At 70.6% G+C, this 17,757-nt stretch carries 13 protein-coding genes and 1 riboswitch; of the genes, 9 read left to right on the top strand and 4 right to left on the bottom strand.

The features are described 5' to 3' along the window. The first annotated feature begins 48 nt into the window (after positions 1-48). Positions 49-402 (top strand): winged helix-turn-helix transcriptional regulator, encoded by a 354-nt coding sequence (locus ACFWGZ_RS28380; protein ID WP_382454634.1) that lies wholly within the window; start codon positions 49-51, stop codon positions 400-402. Positions 403-409: 7 nt separating this feature from the next. On the opposite strand, the gene ACFWGZ_RS28375 is transcribed toward ACFWGZ_RS28380, so the two are convergent. Beyond that, on the bottom strand, positions 410-1,774 hold the full coding sequence (locus ACFWGZ_RS28375; protein WP_382454633.1) for an L-serine ammonia-lyase: 1,365 nt from the start codon (positions 1,772-1,774) through the stop codon (positions 410-412). A 43-nt stretch (positions 1,775-1,817) separates the two neighbouring features. Further along, the gene (gene gcvH / locus ACFWGZ_RS28370; protein ID WP_382454632.1) at positions 1,818-2,201 is read right to left on the bottom strand and encodes a glycine cleavage system protein GcvH; all 384 of its coding nucleotides are present in this window, start codon (positions 2,199-2,201) and stop codon (positions 1,818-1,820) included. Between the two features lie 62 nt (positions 2,202-2,263). Then, positions 2,264-2,357: riboswitch (glycine riboswitch) on the bottom strand. 227 nt (positions 2,358-2,584) lie between these two features. Here gcvH and ald point away from each other — a divergent pair. After that, a complete protein-coding gene (gene ald, locus ACFWGZ_RS28365; RefSeq protein WP_382454631.1) occupies positions 2,585-3,697 on the top strand; it encodes an alanine dehydrogenase in 1,113 nt (370 codons plus the stop codon). A gap of 55 nt (positions 3,698-3,752) precedes the next feature. On the opposite strand, the gene ACFWGZ_RS28360 is transcribed toward ald, so the two are convergent. Both ACFWGZ_RS28360 and ACFWGZ_RS28355 read right to left on the bottom strand, forming a co-directional pair. Then, positions 3,753-4,433, bottom strand: coding sequence for a TetR/AcrR family transcriptional regulator (locus ACFWGZ_RS28360; protein WP_382454630.1), 681 nt, complete (start codon positions 4,431-4,433; stop codon positions 3,753-3,755). An 11-nt stretch (positions 4,434-4,444) separates the two neighbouring features. After that, positions 4,445-5,893, bottom strand: coding sequence for an MFS transporter (locus ACFWGZ_RS28355; RefSeq protein ID WP_382454629.1), 1,449 nt, complete (start codon positions 5,891-5,893; stop codon positions 4,445-4,447). 347 nt (positions 5,894-6,240) lie between these two features. Between ACFWGZ_RS28355 and ACFWGZ_RS28350 the strand changes: the two genes are divergently transcribed. The 7 genes from ACFWGZ_RS28350 to ACFWGZ_RS28320 all read left to right on the top strand — a co-directional run. Beyond that, complete coding sequence (locus ACFWGZ_RS28350; RefSeq protein ID WP_045312139.1) at positions 6,241-6,423, top strand: hypothetical protein; 183 nt, start codon at positions 6,241-6,243, stop codon at positions 6,421-6,423. Then, entirely contained in the window at positions 6,423-6,860 is a 438-nt protein-coding gene (locus ACFWGZ_RS28345; RefSeq protein ID WP_382454628.1) for a hypothetical protein, read from the top strand. Before ACFWGZ_RS28350 ends, ACFWGZ_RS28345 begins: the two co-directional genes overlap by 1 nt. Positions 6,861-6,882: 22 nt before the next feature. After that, complete coding sequence (locus tag ACFWGZ_RS28340) at positions 6,883-7,842, top strand: ABC transporter ATP-binding protein (RefSeq protein WP_382454627.1); 960 nt, start codon at positions 6,883-6,885, stop codon at positions 7,840-7,842. After that, complete coding sequence (locus ACFWGZ_RS28335) at positions 7,842-8,714, top strand: hypothetical protein (RefSeq protein WP_382454626.1); 873 nt, start codon at positions 7,842-7,844, stop codon at positions 8,712-8,714. The genes ACFWGZ_RS28340 and ACFWGZ_RS28335 overlap by 1 nt, the downstream gene beginning before the upstream one ends. A 26-nt stretch (positions 8,715-8,740) precedes the next feature. Beyond that, positions 8,741-12,481: an ABC transporter ATP-binding protein gene (locus ACFWGZ_RS28330; protein ID WP_382454625.1), complete on the top strand. Its 3,741-nt coding sequence runs from the start codon at positions 8,741-8,743 to the stop codon at positions 12,479-12,481. A gap of 501 nt (positions 12,482-12,982) precedes the next feature. Further along, positions 12,983-13,798 carry a hypothetical protein gene (locus ACFWGZ_RS28325; protein ID WP_382454624.1) on the top strand — a complete coding sequence of 272 codons (816 nt, stop codon included), beginning with the start codon at positions 12,983-12,985 and terminating at the stop codon, positions 13,796-13,798. Positions 13,799-14,080: 282 nt separating this feature from the next. Further along, on the top strand, positions 14,081-17,757 hold a 3,677-nt coding region (locus ACFWGZ_RS28320; RefSeq protein WP_382454623.1), incomplete at its 3' end, for a multifunctional oxoglutarate decarboxylase/oxoglutarate dehydrogenase thiamine pyrophosphate-binding subunit/dihydrolipoyllysine-residue succinyltransferase subunit.

Genomic DNA, 17,757 nt, shown 5'->3' with positions numbered 1-17,757 from the left:
CCCTCACACTTACTATCAGTTAGCGCTTTGACCAGCTATGATGCCGACATGGACTTCAACGTGTTCGCGAAGGCGTGCCCGTCGCGTCCGTTGCTGGAGCACGTCACCGGCAGGTGGGGCAGCCTGACGATGGGCGCGCTCGTCAACGGTCCGCTGCGCTTCAACGAGCTGCGCCGCCGCGTCGACGGGGTCAGCGAGAAGATGTTGTCCCAGACCCTGCAGGCCCTGGAGCGCGACGGGCTCGTGCACCGCGAGGCGCAGCCCACGAACCCGCCGCGGGTCGACTACAGCCTCACGCCGCTCGGGCGCGAGACGGCCGAGCGGCTGCTGTCGCTGATCAGCCTCCTGCAGGCGCGGATGCCCGAGGTGATCGAGGCGCAGCAGGCCTACGACGCCCGCTGAGGCGCGGTCAGCACTCGATGACGTTCACGGCGAGCCCGCCGCGGGCCGTCTCCTTGTACTTCACCGACATGTCCTTGCCCGTGTCGCGCATGGTCTTGATGACCTTGTCGAGCGACACGAAGTGCGAGCCGTCGCCGCGCAAAGCCATGCGCACGGCCGTGATCGCCTTGATCGACGCGACGGCGTTGCGTTCGATGCACGGGATCTGCACCAGGCCGCCGATCGGGTCGCACGTCAGGCCCAGGTTGTGCTCCATGGCGATCTCGGCCGCGTTCTCGACCTGTTCCGGGGTGCCGCCGAGCACCTCGGCGAGACCGCCGGCGGCCATCGAGCAGGCCGAGCCGACCTCGCCCTGGCAGCCGACCTCGGCGCCGGAGATCGACGCGTTCTCCTTGAACAGCACGCCGATCGCGCCCGCGGTGAGCAGGAACCGGACCACGCCGTCGTCATCGGCCCCCGGCACGAACCGCGTGTAGTAGTGCAGGACCGCCGGCACGATGCCGGCCGCGCCGTTGGTGGGCGCGGTGACGACCCGGCCGCCCGCCGCGTTCTCCTCGTTGACGGCCAGCGCGAAGAGCGTCACCCAGTCCATGACGCGCAGCGGGTCGGTGACGAAGTGCTCGCCCTCCAGCCGCTTGCGCATCTCGGCGGCCCGGCGGCGCACCTTCAGGCCGCCGGGCAGGGTGCCGTGCTCGGTGCAGCCGCGCTCGACGCACTCCTGCATGACGTGCCAGATGTGCAGGAGCCCCGACCGCACCTCGGCCTCGGTCCGCCACGACAGCTCGTTGGCCATCATGATCTCGCTGATCGACAGGCCCGTCTCGCGGCAGCGCGCGAGCAGCTCGTCGCCGGTGAGGAACGGGTGCGGCAACGGCGTGGAGTCGGGCTTGATGCGGTCGGTGCCGGAGGCGTTCTCGTCGACGACGAACCCGCCACCGATCGAGTAGTAGACGGCGTGCTCGACCGACACCCCGCCGCTGAACGCCTCGAAGCTCATCCCGTTGGGGTGCAACGGGAGCGACTTGCGGCGGTGCATGACGAGGTCGCGGTCGTGCCGGAAGCCGATCTCGTGCGCGCCGCCGAGCCGCAACCGTCCACTCGCGACGATCTCCTCGACGCGGCCGGCGGCGACCGCCGGGTCGACCTCCTCCGGCAGGTTGCCCTCGAGGCCGAGGAACACGGCCTTGGGGCTGCCGTGGCCGTGCCCGGTCGCGCCGAGCGAGCCGAAGAGCTCGACGTGCACGCGGTCCACGGTGGACGCGCGCTCGCCGAGCTTGTCGACGAACATCGCCGCCGCGCGCATCGGGCCGACCGTGTGGGAGCTCGACGGTCCGATGCCGACGGAGAAGAGGTCGAAAACGCTGATCGCCACTGATCAGTCCTTCGTGGTGGTGGGGCGGTCAGTCGGACCGGTGTCAGTCGGACTTGGTCAGCTCGGCGTACTTCGCCGCCGTGAGCAGGTTCTCCGCCGACTCGACGCGGACCCTGAACAGCCAGCCGGCGCCGTACGGGTCGCTGTTGACGATCGCCGGGTCGTCCACGACGGCGCTGTTGACCTCGATCACCTCACCGGTGACGGGCGAGAACAGGTCGCTGACGGACTTGGTCGACTCGAGCTCGCCGCACACCTCGTTGGTGATCACCTCGGCACCGACGTCGGGCAGCTGGACGAAGACGATGTCTCCGAGGGCGTCCGCGGCGTACTCGGTGATTCCGCAGGTCAGCGGGTCCTGGGTGCCCGGCGTCCAGTCGACCCACTCGTGCTCGGTGGTGTAGAGCAGGTTCTCGGGGAACTGCACGGCGACTCCTCTGCGTCGTGACGGGTCGGGACACTTGCGCCCCCTCCGCCGTGCAGAGTTGCCTACCCCGAGCGGTCTTGCTGCCTGAGAGTGTGCGGGAGCTTGCCCCTTCGGCGCCCCGACTCAGCTCGTCGAGGTCTCTCCCACTCGGGTTGTGGTGCACGGAGGCACCGCGGCCGGTCTTCAGTTCTCGGGGCGCACGCTATGTGCGGGCCCCGCCGGGTGTCAACGCGAACGGGGTCGAGTCACACGCGAGCGCAAACCAAGTAGCTCTGTCCTAGATGAACAACCACACCCGTCTTGGATAGTGCGATCAGCACAGTGACATGACCTTCCCACTGCCCCACATTGTGAGATGTCGGCCACCGAACGGAGGAGTCATCGTGCGGATCGCAGTTCCCCGCGAGATCAAGAACCACGAGTACCGCGTCGCTCTCACCCCTGCCGGTGCGCACGAGCTGACGAGCCGCGGCCACGACGTGTTCGTCGAGCAGGGCGCCGGTCTGGGCTCCGCGATCACGGACGAGGAGTACCTCGCCGCGGGCGCCAAGGTCCTCGCGACCGCCGACGACGTGTGGGCCGAGGGCGACCTGGTCCTCAAGGTCAAGGAGCCGATCGCCGAGGAGTACCCGCGCCTGCGCGCCGGCCAGACGCTCTTCACCTACCTCCACCTCGCCGCCGACAAGCCGCTGACCGAGGCGCTGCTGGCGTCCGGCACAACGGCCATCGCCTACGAGACCGTGCAGCTGCCGAACCGCGCGCTGCCGCTGCTCGCCCCGATGTCCGAGGTCGCGGGCAGGCTCGCCCCGCAGGTCGGCGCGTTCGCGCTGATGAAGCCCTCCGGTGGCCGCGGCGTGCTGCCCGGTGGCGTCCCCGGTGTCGCCCCGGCCCGCGTGGTCGTCATCGGTGGTGGCGTGGCCGGCGTCAACGCCGCCACGATCGCCGTCGGCATGGGCGCGGACGTGCAGATCCTCGACACCAACGTCGACCGCCTGCGGCAGGTCGACGCCCAGTTCCAGGGCCGGCTGCGCACGCTCGCGTCCAACGCGTTCTCCGTGGAGCAGGCCGTCCGCGAGGCCGACCTGGTCATCGGCGCCGTGCTGGTGCCGGGCGCCGCGGCCCCGAAGCTCGTCTCGAACGCGCTGGTCGCCGAGATGAAGCCGGGTTCGGTGCTCGTCGACATCGCGATCGACCAGGGCGGCTGCTTCGAGGACTCCCGCGCCACCACGCACGCCGAGCCGACCTACGAGGTGCACAACTCGGTGTTCTACTGCGTGGCGAACATGCCCGGCGCCGTGCCGCGCACGTCGACCTACGCGCTGACCAACGTGACGCTGCCCTACGCCGTCGCGCTGGCCGACAAGGGCTGGGAGACGGCGTTGAAGGACGACCGTTCGCTCGCCCTCGGCCTGAACGTCCACGCCGGACAGCTGACCAACGGCCCGGTGGCCGAGGCGACCGGCCTCGCGCACACGCCGCTGGAGTCCGTCGTCTGAAGACCAACCGGATGAATGAGGCCCCCGCACGCGTGAATCGCTGCGGGGGTTTCGCCTATCTGAGGGCCGCGACGCGGGCCTTGATGCCGTCGATCACGCAGTCCAGCCCGAACTCGAACTGCCCCTCGAGCGACCACACCGCCGGATCGTCCAGCATCTCGACGTAGCGGGGGTGCTTGTCCCGGTACAGGTCGGCGATCTTGCCCAGGTCCGGCGGCGGCTGGTCCATCTTGCCCGCGCCGGCGAAGTTCACCTCGGCGATCGCGAATCCCATGACGAAGCTCGACACCGTCGACGCCGACAGGGCCGCCTCCGCCATCGTCAGCCCGGCCGCGCGCATGGGTTCGAGCATCGCGTCCGACATCGCCACCGCGTTCGGGCCGATGGTCGTGTGCTCCCCGATGGCCCGCACCCACCACGGGTGCTTCTGCGCGAGACGGCGCAGCGTGTGCATCATCCCGCGCAGTGCCGGCTCCCACTCCGCGCCGGGAGCCGGCAGGTCGAACTCGCCGTAGATCTCGTCCAGGCAGAGCTCGATCAGCGCGTCCTTCGTCGGGACGTGCCAGTACAGCGACATCGGGGCCGCGCCGAGCTGCGCGGCGAGGTTGCGCATGGAGAGCTTCTGCATGCCGTGCTCGTCCAGCAGCTCCAACGCCTTGCGCACGATCGCCTCACGGCTCAGGCCGAGGGGCTGGCCGCTGCTGGGCCTGGGCTTGCCGAACCACACGCTGTCCACGAACAGCGATATTAGGCACGCCGCAGCAACACGCTGGCCACAACACCTCCCAGGAACACCCCGACGGCGCCGATCGCCAGGCTGACTCCCATGCCGCTGGAGAACGCCTCGCGCACGACGGTGACGTCCGCGCCGCTGTGCAGGGCCTCGCTCAGCGACCGGCCGGGAACGCCGTCCGGCAGCGAGGCCGCGAACCGCGCCGACAGCAGCGCGCCGAGCACCGCGATGCCGAACGAGGAGCCCAGCTCCGTCAGCGTGCCCGACAGGCCGGAGGCGATGCCGGCGCGTTCCGGCGGGATCGACCCCATCAGCGCGTTGACCGCGACCGGTTGCGACACCCCGACCCCGACGCCGATCAGGACCAGTCCGGCCAGCGTCGGCGGGTAGGTGGTGCCGACCGGCAGCAGCGCCACGCCCGCCGCGACGATCGTCATGCCGAGCAGGATCGCCTTCCCGGCGCCCAGCCTCACCACGAGCTGGCCCAGCGTGTTGCTGGTGACGAGCAACGCGATCGCCATCGGTGCCACGCGGACGCCCGCCTCCAGCGGGCTGTAGCCGAGCACGCCCTGCAGGTGCTGCGTCAGCAGGAAGAGCGAGCCCGCCATGCCGAACGCCGCCAGCACGCCCGACGCCACCGCGCCGGTGAAGCGGCGGTCGGAGAAGAACGCGAGGTCGAGCATCGGCTCGGCGGTGTGCCGTTCCCACCAGGCGAACCCGGCCATCGTCACGAGGCCGACGGCGACCGGCACGCCGAACTCCGGTGAGCCGAAGCCGTGCTCCGGCACCGAGATCACCGCGTACACGAGCGCCACCATGCCGATGATCGACAGCACCGAGCCGACCACGTCGGGCCTGCGCACGGCCGGGTCCTTCGACTCCGGCACCAGGAACGCGACGGCCGCGATCGCGAGGACCGCCACCGGCACGTTGATCAGGAACACCGAGCCCCACCAGAAGTGCTTGATCAGCGCGCCGCCGATCACCGGCCCCGCCGCGAACCCGAGGCTCGACACGGCGGCCCAGATGCCGATGGCCTTGGGTCGTTCCCGGTCGTCGAACAGCTGCATGAGCACGGCGAGCGTGCCCGGCATCAGCACCGCGGCGCCGATCCCCATGAACCCGCGCGCCGCGATCAGCGCCTCGGACGAGCCGGCGTAGGCCGCCACGGCGCTCCCGGCGCCGAACAGCACCAGCCCCGTCAGCAGCGCCTTCTTGCGGCCGAACCGGTCGCTCAGCGACCCGGTCGTGAGCAGCAGGCCCGCCAGCGCGAGCGAGTAGGCGTTGATCATCCACTGAACGTCGGCGGTGCCGGCCCGCAGCCCGGTGGAGATCGACGGGATCGCCACGTTCAGCACGGTGTTGTCCAGCACCACGACCATCACGGACAGGCAGAGCACGCCGAGCACGGCCCAGCGCTGCGGGTGCGGCGCCACCCCGGTCTCTGCGGTCGTCGAAGTCATCTCGTCCCCCTTACGGTGTACGAGCAACTTACAGCGTACGAGACCCCGGGGCGCAAGCAGGTTTTTCGCGACAGGCGGTGCCAGGAAAAAGAGGGGAAAATTAAAGGGCGGCCGCGCTCAACCAGCCTGGGGGTCACTGGGAGCGGGGCCGCCGTCACCAAATATAGCGGGCTTCCCGGTGGCGCGCCCAGCACCCCCGCCCAAACGCGACGGAAAAGTTTCCCCGACTGGACCACCGCCCGTGTCGGGCTCGTCCAGCAAACGAGTGAATTCCCGGTCTCGCGGTGCGGCGAGCAGGGGCGACGGCCGATGAAGACGGAGTCGGGTGTGCCTCGATAGGAGATTCCATGGCTGAACCACAGGGATGGATCCACTGCCACGACCCGTTCGGCCGGGACAGGTCGATGACCGTTCTCGTCGAGAACGACCGGGTCCTGCTGGTCACGCCGCCGGGCGAGACGGCTGTGATGTCCGCCACCCAGACGCGCCGGCTCGGCTCGTTGCTCGACCAGGCCACGGCGAAGATGTGATGGACGAGGTCCTGCGCGACGCGGTGCTGCAACGGCTGGCACAGCTGGAGAAGGCGGCCGAGCACGGTGAGGCCGAGGCGCTGGTCCCGCTGGCCAGGGCGGAGATCAACCGCCTCGCGGACGGCTGGCGGCTGCTCCTGGAGGTGCACCAGCCCGACGAGGACAGCCGGTGCGAGGCGTGTCCTGGCTGGTGGCGGCACCGCCGGTGGCCGTGCCAGGTCTGGAACACCGCGCACCGGCACCTGATCGGCGAAGGGGTGCCGCACCGCGAACGGCGTCGGCCGCTGCGCGCCCCTTTCACCCGTTCGAGGGTGATCGGCGTCCCGGCGGAGACGACCGCCGAGACGACCGCCGAGCTGCCGATCTCGGTCGCCGCACCCCGGGTGGTGCCCGAAGCGCCCGTCGTGTCCCGGCCGAAGCACGCCTTGCGGGACTGATCCGTCAGGCAGGATGGGCCGCATGCATGACGGCAGCGGCCTCATCGCGGTCCAGAACCTGACCAAGCAGTTCGGTCCGGTGACCGCGGTGCAGAACCTGAGCTTCACCGTGTCACCCGGCAGCGTGACGGGCTTCCTCGGCCCCAACGGCGCGGGCAAGACGACGACCCTGCGGATGTTGCTGGGTCTCGTCAAGCCGACGGGGGGCACGGCGACGATCAACGGACGACCGTTCCACCAGCTCGGCCAGCCCGGCCGCGTGGTGGGCGCGGTGCTGGAGGCGCAGGGGTTCCACCCCGCCCGCACGGCCCGCAACCACCTGCGCGTGTACGCGTCGGCCATCGGCGTGCCGGACGCGCAGGCCGACCAGGTCATCGGCCTGGTCGGCCTGGGCAGCGCCGCCGACCGCAAGGTGGGCGGGTTCTCGCTCGGCATGAAGCAGCGGCTCGCGCTCGCCACGGCGTTGCTCGGCGACCCGCAGGTGCTCGTGCTCGACGAGCCGGCGAACGGCCTCGACCCCGAGGGCATCGCGTGGCTGCGCACGTTCCTGCAGTCCTACGCGCGCATGGGGCGCACGGTGCTGGTCTCCAGCCACCTGCTGGCGGAGGTCGAGCAGACCGTCGACCAGGTGGTGATCATCTCGCGCGGGCAGACCATGTTCTACGGGCCGTTGCAGCAACTGCGGCAGTCGCAGCAGAAGCGCGTCCTCGTGCAGCCGTCGGATCCCAACGCGCTCGCGAACGCTCTTCGCTCCGAGGGCGTGCAGGCGATCGAGCAGCTGCACGACGGCAGGCTCGCGGTGTCCGGTGTGGACTCCAAGCAGGTGGCGGACACCGCGTTGAAGGCGGGCGTCTCGATCTACGGCATCCAGGAGGAGCAGGTCGACCTCGAGCGGCTGTTCTTCCAGCTCACCAGCGGCCAGTACGCCGGGCACGCGCCGGCGCCGAATCCTTACCAGCAGCAGCAGGGTGGTTGGGCCTGATGGGCAACCTCGTACAGGCGGAGCTCCGCAAGACGACGACGACCGGTCTGTGGTGGGGTCTGCTGATCCCGACCGCGGTGCTGGCGCTCGGCTGGGGGCTCGCGACCGGTCTGCTGGGGCAGTTCTTCGTGGACTTCGCGTCGTCGGGCGACGTCGACGACGTCTCGGACTTCCTGGGCGTCACGCCGGACCAGTGGAAGGTCTCGCTGTTCGGCATCGCGCGGGCGATCAACATCTCGACGATCTTCCCGATGGTGTTCGGCGCGATGGCGATCTCCAGCGAGATCAGCAGGCGGACGATCACCACGACGTTCCTCACCTCGCCGTCGCGCATGCACGCGCTGCTGGCGAAGATGCTCGTCTACGTCCTGTGGGGCGCGATCTACGGCCTCGCGATCATGCTGTTCCTCGGCATCGGCGTGGTGCTCACGAGCTCGTCCGGGCAGCTGCCGGACGCGGGCGGCTGGGCGATGCTGACGCTGGTCTGCGTGCTGTCGTCGATCCTGATGACGATGTTCGGCGTGGGCGTCGGCGCGCTGGTCCCGAACGTGGCGGGGGCGATCGTGCTCCTGCTGCTGTACTTCCTGATCATCGAGAACGTGCTGCACGGCGTGCTGGCCTACCTCGAGGTGCCGGCGGTGATCGGGTTCCTGCCGAACGGGTCGATCAACGGGCTCACCGGGTCGGTGTCGGTCGACCTCTTCCTGTCCGCGGCGGGAGTCGTGCCCCCGGAGATCGAGGACGTGCTGCGGGCGATCGCGGGCGCGGCCGGGGCGCAGGACTGGTGGCTGTCGGGGATCGTGTTCCTCGGCTGGGCCGGGATCGTGTTCGCGGGCGGATGGGCCGTCACGCAGTCCAAGGACGTCACCTGACCTGCGGTTCCTGACGTCACACTTTTATGTCGGACCCCGGACGTACTGTGGGTCCCGTGACGAAGGGCTGGATCCGCCGACTGACCGCAGCGTGCTGGCAGCACCCCCGCCTGGTGGTGCTGTCGGTGGTCGCCGCGGTCGTCGGCGTGGGTCTCCAAGCGGCGGGGCCGTTGCTGCTCAAGACCGCGATCGACGACTCGACGGCGGGGCGCACGGATCGCCTGTGGCCGCTCATGGTGGCGTTGATCGTGCTGGAGCTGCTCACGTTCGGGTCGGCGTTCCTGCGGCGTTATCTGGGCGGCCGGCTCGCGCTGGGCGTGCAGCACGACCTGCGGCTCGGCGTGTTCTCCGCCGTGCAGCGGCTCGACGGCGCGAAGCAGGACGAGCTGCGGACCGGGCAGATCGTGTCGCGGTCGATCACCGACCTGCAGCTGGTGCAGTCGTTGCTGATGATGGCGCCGCTGGCCGTCGGCACGGTGGTGTTCGCGCTGGCCGCCCTGGCCGCGATGATCTACCTGTCGGTGCCGCTCACGATCATCGCGGTGATCGTGCTGCCGCTGGTGGCGTGGCTCGCGGGCCGCACCCGGCTCACGCTGTTCCCGGCCACCTGGTCGGCGCAGCAGCGGGCCGCGGACCTCGCGCAGCACGTCGAGGAGACCGTCACCGGCGTGCGCGTGGTGAAGGGCTTCGGCCAGGAGGCGCGCGAGGTGGCGCGGCTGGAGAAGCACGCGAAGTTCCTGTTCGCGGAACGGATGCGGGCGGCGAAGCTGTCGTCGAAGCCGCTCGCGACCGTGACGGCGCTGCCGCTGCTCGGGCAGGTCGCGGTGCTGGGGCTGGGCGGCTGGCTCGCGCTGCACGGCCAGGTCACGCTGGGCACGTTCCTCGCGTTCACGACGTACGTGGCCAACCTGGTCGGGCCGACGCGGCTGCTGTCGAGCCTGATGGTGTCCGCGCAGCTCGCCCGCGCCGGGGTGGAGCGGGTGTACGAGCTGATCGACTCGCAGCCGGACGTGACGGACGGTCCCGGTGAGGTGCCCTCCGGCCCGCTCGGCGTCTCGTTCTCCGGCGTGACGTTCGGGTACGCCCGCAGCGAGCCGGTGCTGCGGGACTTCTCGATCTCCGTGGAGCCGGGCGAGACGCTCGCGCTGGTCGGCACGGCGGGGTCGGGCAAGTCGACGGTGTCGTTGCTGCTGCCCCGGTTCTACGACGTGCACTCCGGTGCCGTGCGGGTCGGTGGCGCGGACGTGCGGACGTTGCGGCTGGAGTCGTTGCGCGGTTCGGTCGGCGTGGTGTTCGAGGAGGCGTTCCTGTTCTCCGACACCGTGTTCGCGAACATCGCCTACGGCCGGCCGGACGCCTCACGCGAGGAGGTCGAGCGCGCCGCCAAGGCCGCCGAGGCGCACGACTTCATCGAGGCGCTGCAGGACGGCTACGACACGGTGGTCGGCGAGCGCGGCCTGACGCTGTCCGGCGGTCAGCGCCAGCGCGTCGCCCTCGCCCGCGCGCTGCTGTCCGACCCGCGCATCCTCGTGCTCGACGACGCGACGTCGGCGGTGGACAACGCGACCGAGGCGGCAATCCACGCGACGCTCGCCTCGGTGACGGCGAACCGCACGACCCTGCTGGTGGCCCACCGCCGGTCGACCCTGTCGCTCGCCGACCGGATCGCGGTCCTCGACGCGGGCCGGGTGGTCGACATCGGCACGCACGACGAGCTCGTGTCCCGGTGCGCGCTGTACCGCGACCTGCTGGCGGGTCCCGGTGAGGCCATCGAGTCGGCGCGGCCCGCGCGCACCGGCGAGCTGTGGCCGGTGCTGTCGCAGGAAGACCTCGACCAGCGCCTGATCGACGAGGCCAAGACCTCCGCCCCCGCGTCGGCCGGTCGCCGCGGGGCGGGTGGCGGTGGCGGCGGTCCCGGTGGCGGCATGGCCGCGCTCGCCGGCGGCCCGCCCACCCCCGAGCTGCTCGCGCAGGTCCGTTCGCTCCCGCCCGCGACCGAGGCCCCGGTCCTGTACGGCGAGGACCCGCGCGCCCCCGACCCCGGTTTCCGGCTGGCGCGCCTGCTGCGCCCGGTCCGCTGGGCGCTGGCGGGCGTGGCCGCCCTGGTGGTGCTCGACGCCCTGGTGGGCATGGGCCTGCCGGCGCTGGTGCGCCTGGGCGTCGACGGCGGCGTCACGACGGGCGTGCAGTCCTCGCTGTGGCTGGCGGTGGGGCTGGGCACCGGCCTGGTCGTGGTCGGCTGGCTGACGACGGCGGGCAGCACGGTCTACGCCGCGCGCCTGGGCGAGCGGCTGCTGTACCTGTTGCGCGTGCGCAGCTACGCCCACCTGCAGCGCCTCGGCCTCGACTACTACGAGCGCGAGATGGCCGGCCGCATCATGACGAGGATGACCACGGACGTGGACGCCCTGTCGACGTTCCTGCAGACCGGTCTCGTGACCGCCGTGATCAGCCTGGTCACCGTCGTCGGCATCACCGCGGCCCTGGTGTTCACCGACGCCTCGCTGGCGCTGATCGCCCTGTCGGTGGTCCCCGTCCTCGCGGTCGCGACCATCGTCTTCCAACGCCTCTCCTCGACCGCCTACGCCGAGGCCCGCGAACGGGTCAGCGCGGTGAACGCCGACCTGCAGGAGAACGTCTCGGGCCTGCGCGTCTCGCAGGCCTACACGAGGGAACGCCGCTCGGCGGAGGCCTTCGCCGCCCGCAGCGACGCCTACCGCCGCTCCCGGCTACGCGCCCAGCGCTACATCGCCACCTACTTCCCTTTCGTGGCAATGCTTTCCGGCGTGGCCCAGGCCGTGGTCCTGGCGGTGGGCGCCCACCGCGTCGCCACCGGCTCGCTGACGCCGGGCGTCCTGCTCGCGTTCCTGCTCTACCTGGGCCTGTTCTTCAGCCCGATCCAGCAGCTCTCCGGCGTCTTCGACGGCTACCAGCAGGCCCGCGTGGGCCTGCGCCGCATCGGCGACCTGCTCCGCACCCCGAGCACCGTCGAACCCCCGGCGTCCCCGGTCCCGGTCCCGCCCCGCCTGCGCGGCGAGGTGCACCTGGACGACGTCTCGTTCACGTACAAGGGAGCCGACCAGCCGGCCCTGTCCGGCGTGACCCTGCACGTGCCCGCGGGCGAAACCGTGGCCCTGGTGGGCGAAACCGGCGCGGGCAAGTCCACTTTGGTCAAACTGATCGCCCGCTTCTACGACGCCACGACGGGCACGGTGTCGGTGGACGGCGTGGACGTCCGCGCCTACGACCTCTCCGCCTACCGCCAACGCCTGGGCGTGGTCCCGCAGGAAGCCCACCTCTTCGGCGGCGACCTGGCCGACAACGTGGCCTACGGCCGCCCCGAGGCCACCGAGCAGGAGATCCAGCAGGCCGTGGCGGCCGTGGGCGCCCTTCAGATGGTCGCCACCCTCCCGAACGGCTTCCGCCAGCCGGTGGGCGAACGCGGCAACCACCTCTCGGCGGGCCAGCGCCAACTGGTCGCCCTGGCCAGGGCGGAGCTGGTGGAGCCGGACGTCCTGCTCCTGGACGAGGCCACCGCGGCCCTGGACCCGGCCACGGAGTCCGCGGTCCTGGCAGCCAGCGACCACCTCGCCGGCGCGCGGACCACCTTCGTGGTGGCCCACCGCCTGGCCACCGCGGCGAGGGCCGACCGCATCGTCGTCCTGGCCGACGGCCGCGTGGTCGAACAGGGCACGCACGCCGACCTGCTGGCCGCCAACGGCGCCTACGCCCGCCTCTGGCGCCACGGCACCTCGGAGGCGGCCTGACCGAAGACCGAGGCCTGCCGCAACCTCCGGCGCTCCAAGGCCGCGCCGAAGTGGCTGGCGGCAGGGATCGAACTGGGCCGGCCTGGCAAAAGGGATCGCGCGGCCAGCGTTCCTTCGGGCGCCTTGACGGCCCGGACGTCCGGGCATGCCACGCGCCCGCGCCGCGCGCGCGACGCCCCAGCCAGGCACGGCACGCCCCAGCAGGCCACCTCGTGTGCAGCGCGGCCTGTGCCGCCTGGTAGCGCCCACCACCCGTCGCACCCCGACCCAACGCACCTCACGCGCCCCGGAGCGGACCGCACACGCCACCCACCCGGCCCCGCCTCGCCCCACCGCCAGCGCACCCCAAGCCCTCCGCCCCCACGGCCCCCCAGCACCCCGCGGCCCCCAGCACCACACCCCCGAACACCCGCGCCGTGGCCCGCGCCACGAACCCTCGTCCCCGCCCCACCCCGTGAAGTACAAACAAACCCCAGGTCAGCGAGGCCCCAGGAGCCCAGAATGCCGCGTCCGACAGTCCTCTACGTCTCCGACCTCGCCTACCCGGCCCGCGGGCGCCGGTACTGCGACGAGGACATCCACCTCACCGCCGAGCTGCGCAAGACCTTCGACCTGGCCCTCTGCCACCCGGTGGACGCCGCGGGCCTGATGGCCGGCTTCGACACCGTGGTCGTCCGCAACAGCGGCCCGGTCATCGACTACCCGGACGCCTACCGGGCCTTCCGCGCCCGGGCCGAGGCGACGGGCCAGCGCGTCTACAACCCGCTCACCGGCAAGGCCGACATGGCCGGCAAGCAGTACCTGGTGGAACTGGCGGGCGAGGGCTTCCCGGTCATCCCCACGGTCGACGACCTCGCGCACCTCGACCGGCTCCCGCACGTGGCCGAGTACGTCGTGAAGCCCAAAGCCGGCGCCGACTCGCACGGGCTCGAGTTCGTGAAACGCGAGGACCTCGCGCGAAAAGAAGAAGACGTTCTCATCCAGCCCAAGATCGATTTCCGGTACGAGGTCTCGTTCTACTTCGTGGACCGCGAGTTCCAGTACGCCCTGAACGCACCGGACCCGGCACAACGCTGGGAACTCGCGCGGTACACCCCGGCCGGGGACGATCTGGAATTCGCGCGGAAGTTCATCGACTGGAACGATCTGCCGCACGGGATCCAGCGGGTCGACGCTTGCCGCACGCGCGAGGGGGAACTCCTGCTGGTCGAACTCGAGGACCTGAACCCGTACCTGTCGCTGGACCGCACGTCCGAGGCCGCGCGGCGCCGGTTCGTCGAGGCGATGACCGGCTCGGTCCTGCGTTCACTGGGGTGAGCAAGACCGTTCCGCGACTCGACGAACGTGCACCTGCTGTGAACTGATCACTGCGCTCGGTGCGTATGCCACTCCAACAGCCGAAGAAAGCGAGGTGACGTAGTGAGACACACATCAAGAATTGCTCAACTGCGGGTGACGTCGGGGCCGTCCTGATCGATCCTGTGACAGAGCACTCCTTGCCAGGTGCCTCCAGTGTGTGAAGGCCGAGGCCGAGGGGACTAGCCTGACTACCGCATGAGTCAACACCAAGAGCGAGATGGATAGAGGCGAGCGCCAGCCGTGTCCAGCAGCAGTCCTGCGTCACAATTCGGGCCGAACGAGTGGCTCGTCGAGGAGATGTACGAGCAGTTCCTCGCGGACCCGTCATCAGTAGACCCGGCATGGCATGACTTCTTTGCCGACTACAAGCGTGCGGGCGGCAACGGCAGTGCCGCCACCACGGCGAGCGCGGGTGGTTCGACCACGACCGCGACCGTGACGCCGCCGGCCGCCGACAACGGCAAGCCCGCGCCCGCCGCGTCCAAGCCTGCCGCGCAGCCCGAGCGGGCCCAGTCGAAGCCGGCGGCCTCGCTGCCGTCCACCGGCAAGCCCGCGCCGCAGCAGGCCGCCAAGGCCAAGCCGGTCACGCAGAGCGCGCAGTCCGAGCAGAAGCAGCTGCGCGGTGCCTCCGCCGCGATCGCGAAGAACATGGAGCTGTCGCTCACCGTTCCGACCGCGACCAGCGTGCGCGCCGTGCCCGCGAAGCTGCTGGCCGACAACCGCATCGTCATCAACAACCACCTGAAGCGGACGCGGGGCGGGAAGGTCTCCTTCACCCACGTGATCGGCTACGCGGTCGTGCGGGCGCTGCAGGCGTTCCCGAACATGAACCGCCACTTCGCCGAGGTGGACGGCAAGCCGTTCGTCGTCACGCCGGAGCACGTCAACTTCGGTCTCGCGATCGACCTGCCCGGCAAGGACGGCAGCCGCACGCTGGTCGTCGCGTCGGTCAAGGGCTGCGAGAACATGACGTTCACGCAGTTCTGGCAGGCCTACGAGGACCTGATCCGCAAGGCCCGCTCGGGCGCGCTGACCACCGAGGACTTCTCCGGGACCACCATCTCGCTGACGAACCCCGGCACGATCGGCACGAACCACTCGGTGCCGCGGCTGCAGGCCGGCCAGGGCACGATCGTCGGTGTCGGCGCGATGGAGTACCCCGCGCACTTCCAGGGCACCAGCGAGCAGGCGCTCACCGACATGGGCGTCAGCAAGATCATCACGCTGACCAGCACGTACGACCACCGCATCATCCAGGGTGCGGAGTCCGGTGAGTTCCTCAAGCGGATCCACCAGCTGCTGCTCGGCGAGGACGGCTTCTACGACGAGATCTTCGCGTCGCTGCGGCTGCCCTACGAGCCGATCCGCTGGGTCGCGGACATCCCCGAGGGCGCCGTCGACAAGACCGCGCGCGTCATCGAGCTGATCGACGCGTTCCGCACGCGCGGCCACCTGATGGCTGACACGGACCCGCTGAACTACCGCCAGCGCAGCCACGCCGACCTGGACGTGCTCAGCCACGGCCTGACGCTGTGGGACCTCGACCGCGAGTTCCCCGTCGGCGGCTTCGGCGGCAAGGAGCGGATGAAGCTCCGCGACATCCTGGGCGTGCTGCGCAACTCGTACTGCCGCACCGTCGGCGTCGAGTACATGCACATCCTCGAGCCCGAAGAGCGCCGCTGGATCCAGGAGCGCGTCGAGGTCCCGCACGAGAAGCCGCCGGCCACCGTGCAGAAGTACATCCTCAGCAAGCTCAACGCCGCCGAGGCGTTCGAGACGTTCCTGCAGACGAAGTACGTCGGTCAGAAGCGCTTCTCGCTGGAGGGCGGCGAGACCGTCATCCCGCTGCTCGACGCGGTCATCGACTCCGCCGCCGAGGCCCGCCTCGACGAGGTCGTCATCGGCATGGCCCACCGCGGCCGGCTCAACGTGCTGGCGAACATCGTCGGCAAGTCGTACGCGCAGATCTTCCGCGAGTTCGAGGGCAACCTCGACCCCGGTCAGGCGCACGGCTCCGGCGACGTGAAGTACCACCTCGGCGCCGAGGGCAAGTACTTCCGGATGTTCGGCGACGGCGAGACCAAGGTGTCGCTGACCGCCAACCCGTCGCACCTCGAGGCGGTCGACCCGGTGCTCGAGGGCATCGTGCGCGCCAAGCAGGACATGCTCGACAAGGGCGGCGACTTCTTCCCGGTCCTGCCGGTCGCCATGCACGGTGACGCGGCGTTCGCCGGTCAGGGCGTGGTCGCCGAGACGCTGAACCTGGCGCTCGTGCGCGGCTACCGCACCGGTGGCACCGTCCACATCGTCGTGAACAACCAGGTCGGCTTCACCACCGCGCCGGAGCACTCGCGGTCCTCGAAGTACTCGACCGACGTCGCGAAGATGATCGGCTCGCCGGTCTTCCACGTGAACGGCGACGACCCCGAGGCCTGCTACTGGGTCGCGAAGCTCGCCGTCGAGTACCGCCAGGCGTTCAAGAAGGACGTCGTCATCGACATGGTGTGCTACCGCCGCCGCGGTCACAACGAGGGCGACGACCCGTCGATGACGCAGCCGGCGATGTACGACGTGATCGACCAGAAGCGCTCGGTCCGCAAGACCTACACCGAGTCCCTGATCGGCCGCGGCGACATCACGGTCGAGGAGGCCGAGAAGGCGCTGCAGGACTTCTCCAGCCAGCTGGAGCACGTCTTCAACGAGGTCCGCGAGCTCGAGAAGCACCCGGTGACGGTCAGCCCGTCGGTGGAGGCCGAGCAGCAGGTCCCGGCGAAGCTGCCCACGCACATCAGCCGCGAGGTGCTGGAGAAGATCGCCGACGCGCACGTCGACCTGCCGGAGGGCTTCACGCCGCACGCGCGCGTCAAGCCGGTGCTCGACCGCCGCGCCAAGATGGCGCGCGAGGGCGGCATCGACTGGGCGTTCGCGGAGCTGCTGGCGTTCGGTTCCCTCGCGATCGAGGGCCGCAACGTCCGCCTGGCCGGCCAGGACTCGCGCCGCGGCACGTTCGTGCAGCGCCACGCGACCCTGATCGACCGCAAGACCGGCGACGACTACACGCCGCTGCAGAACCTGTCCGACGACCAGGGCAAGTTCATGGTCTACGACTCGGTGCTGTCGGAGTTCGCCGCGCTCGGCTTCGAGTACGGCTACTCGGTCGCGAACCCGCAGGCGCTGGTGCTGTGGGAGGCGCAGTTCGGCGACTTCGTCAACGGCGCGCAGCCGATCATCGACGAGTTCATCTCGTCCGGTGAGGCGAAGTGGGGTCAGCGTTCCGACGTCGTGATCCTGCTGCCGCACGGCCACGAGGGCCAGGGCCCCGACCACACGTCGGGCCGCATCGAGCGCTGGCTGCAGCTGTGCGCCGAGGGCTCCATGACCGTCGCCGTCCCGTCGACCCCGGCGAACTACTTCCACCTGCTGCGCCGCCACGCCCTCGACGGCGTCGACCGGCCGCTCGTGGTGTTCACGCCGAAGTCGATGCTGCGCCTCAAGGCCGCCGTCAGCGGCACGGCCGAGTTCACCGACGACCGCTTCCACTCGGTGATGGACGACCCGACGGTCAAGGACCCGAACGCGGTCACGAAGGTCCTGCTGTGCAGCGGCAAGATCTCCTACGAGCTGCACGCCGAGCGCGAGAAGCGCGGCGGCGGCGACGTGGCGATCGTGCGCGTCGAGCAGCTCTACCCGGTCCCGGCCCGCAAGCTGACCGAGACCCTGGAGCGGTACCCGAACGCGAAGGACATCCGCTGGGTGCAGGAGGAGCCGGCGAACCAGGGCGCGTGGCCGTTCTACGGCCTGGCCCTGCCGGAGCTGCTGCCCGAGCACCTGGGCACCGTCCGCCGCGTGTCGCGCCGCCCGATGGCCGCCCCGTCGGCCGGGTCGAGCAAGGTGCACGAGGTCGAGCAGCGCGAGAT

It is taken from the genome of Lentzea sp. NPDC060358, assembly GCF_042725365.1.
Lineage (GTDB): Bacteria > Actinomycetota > Actinomycetes > Mycobacteriales > Pseudonocardiaceae > Lentzea.
This window is presented reverse-complemented; position numbering and strand designations above follow the sequence as displayed.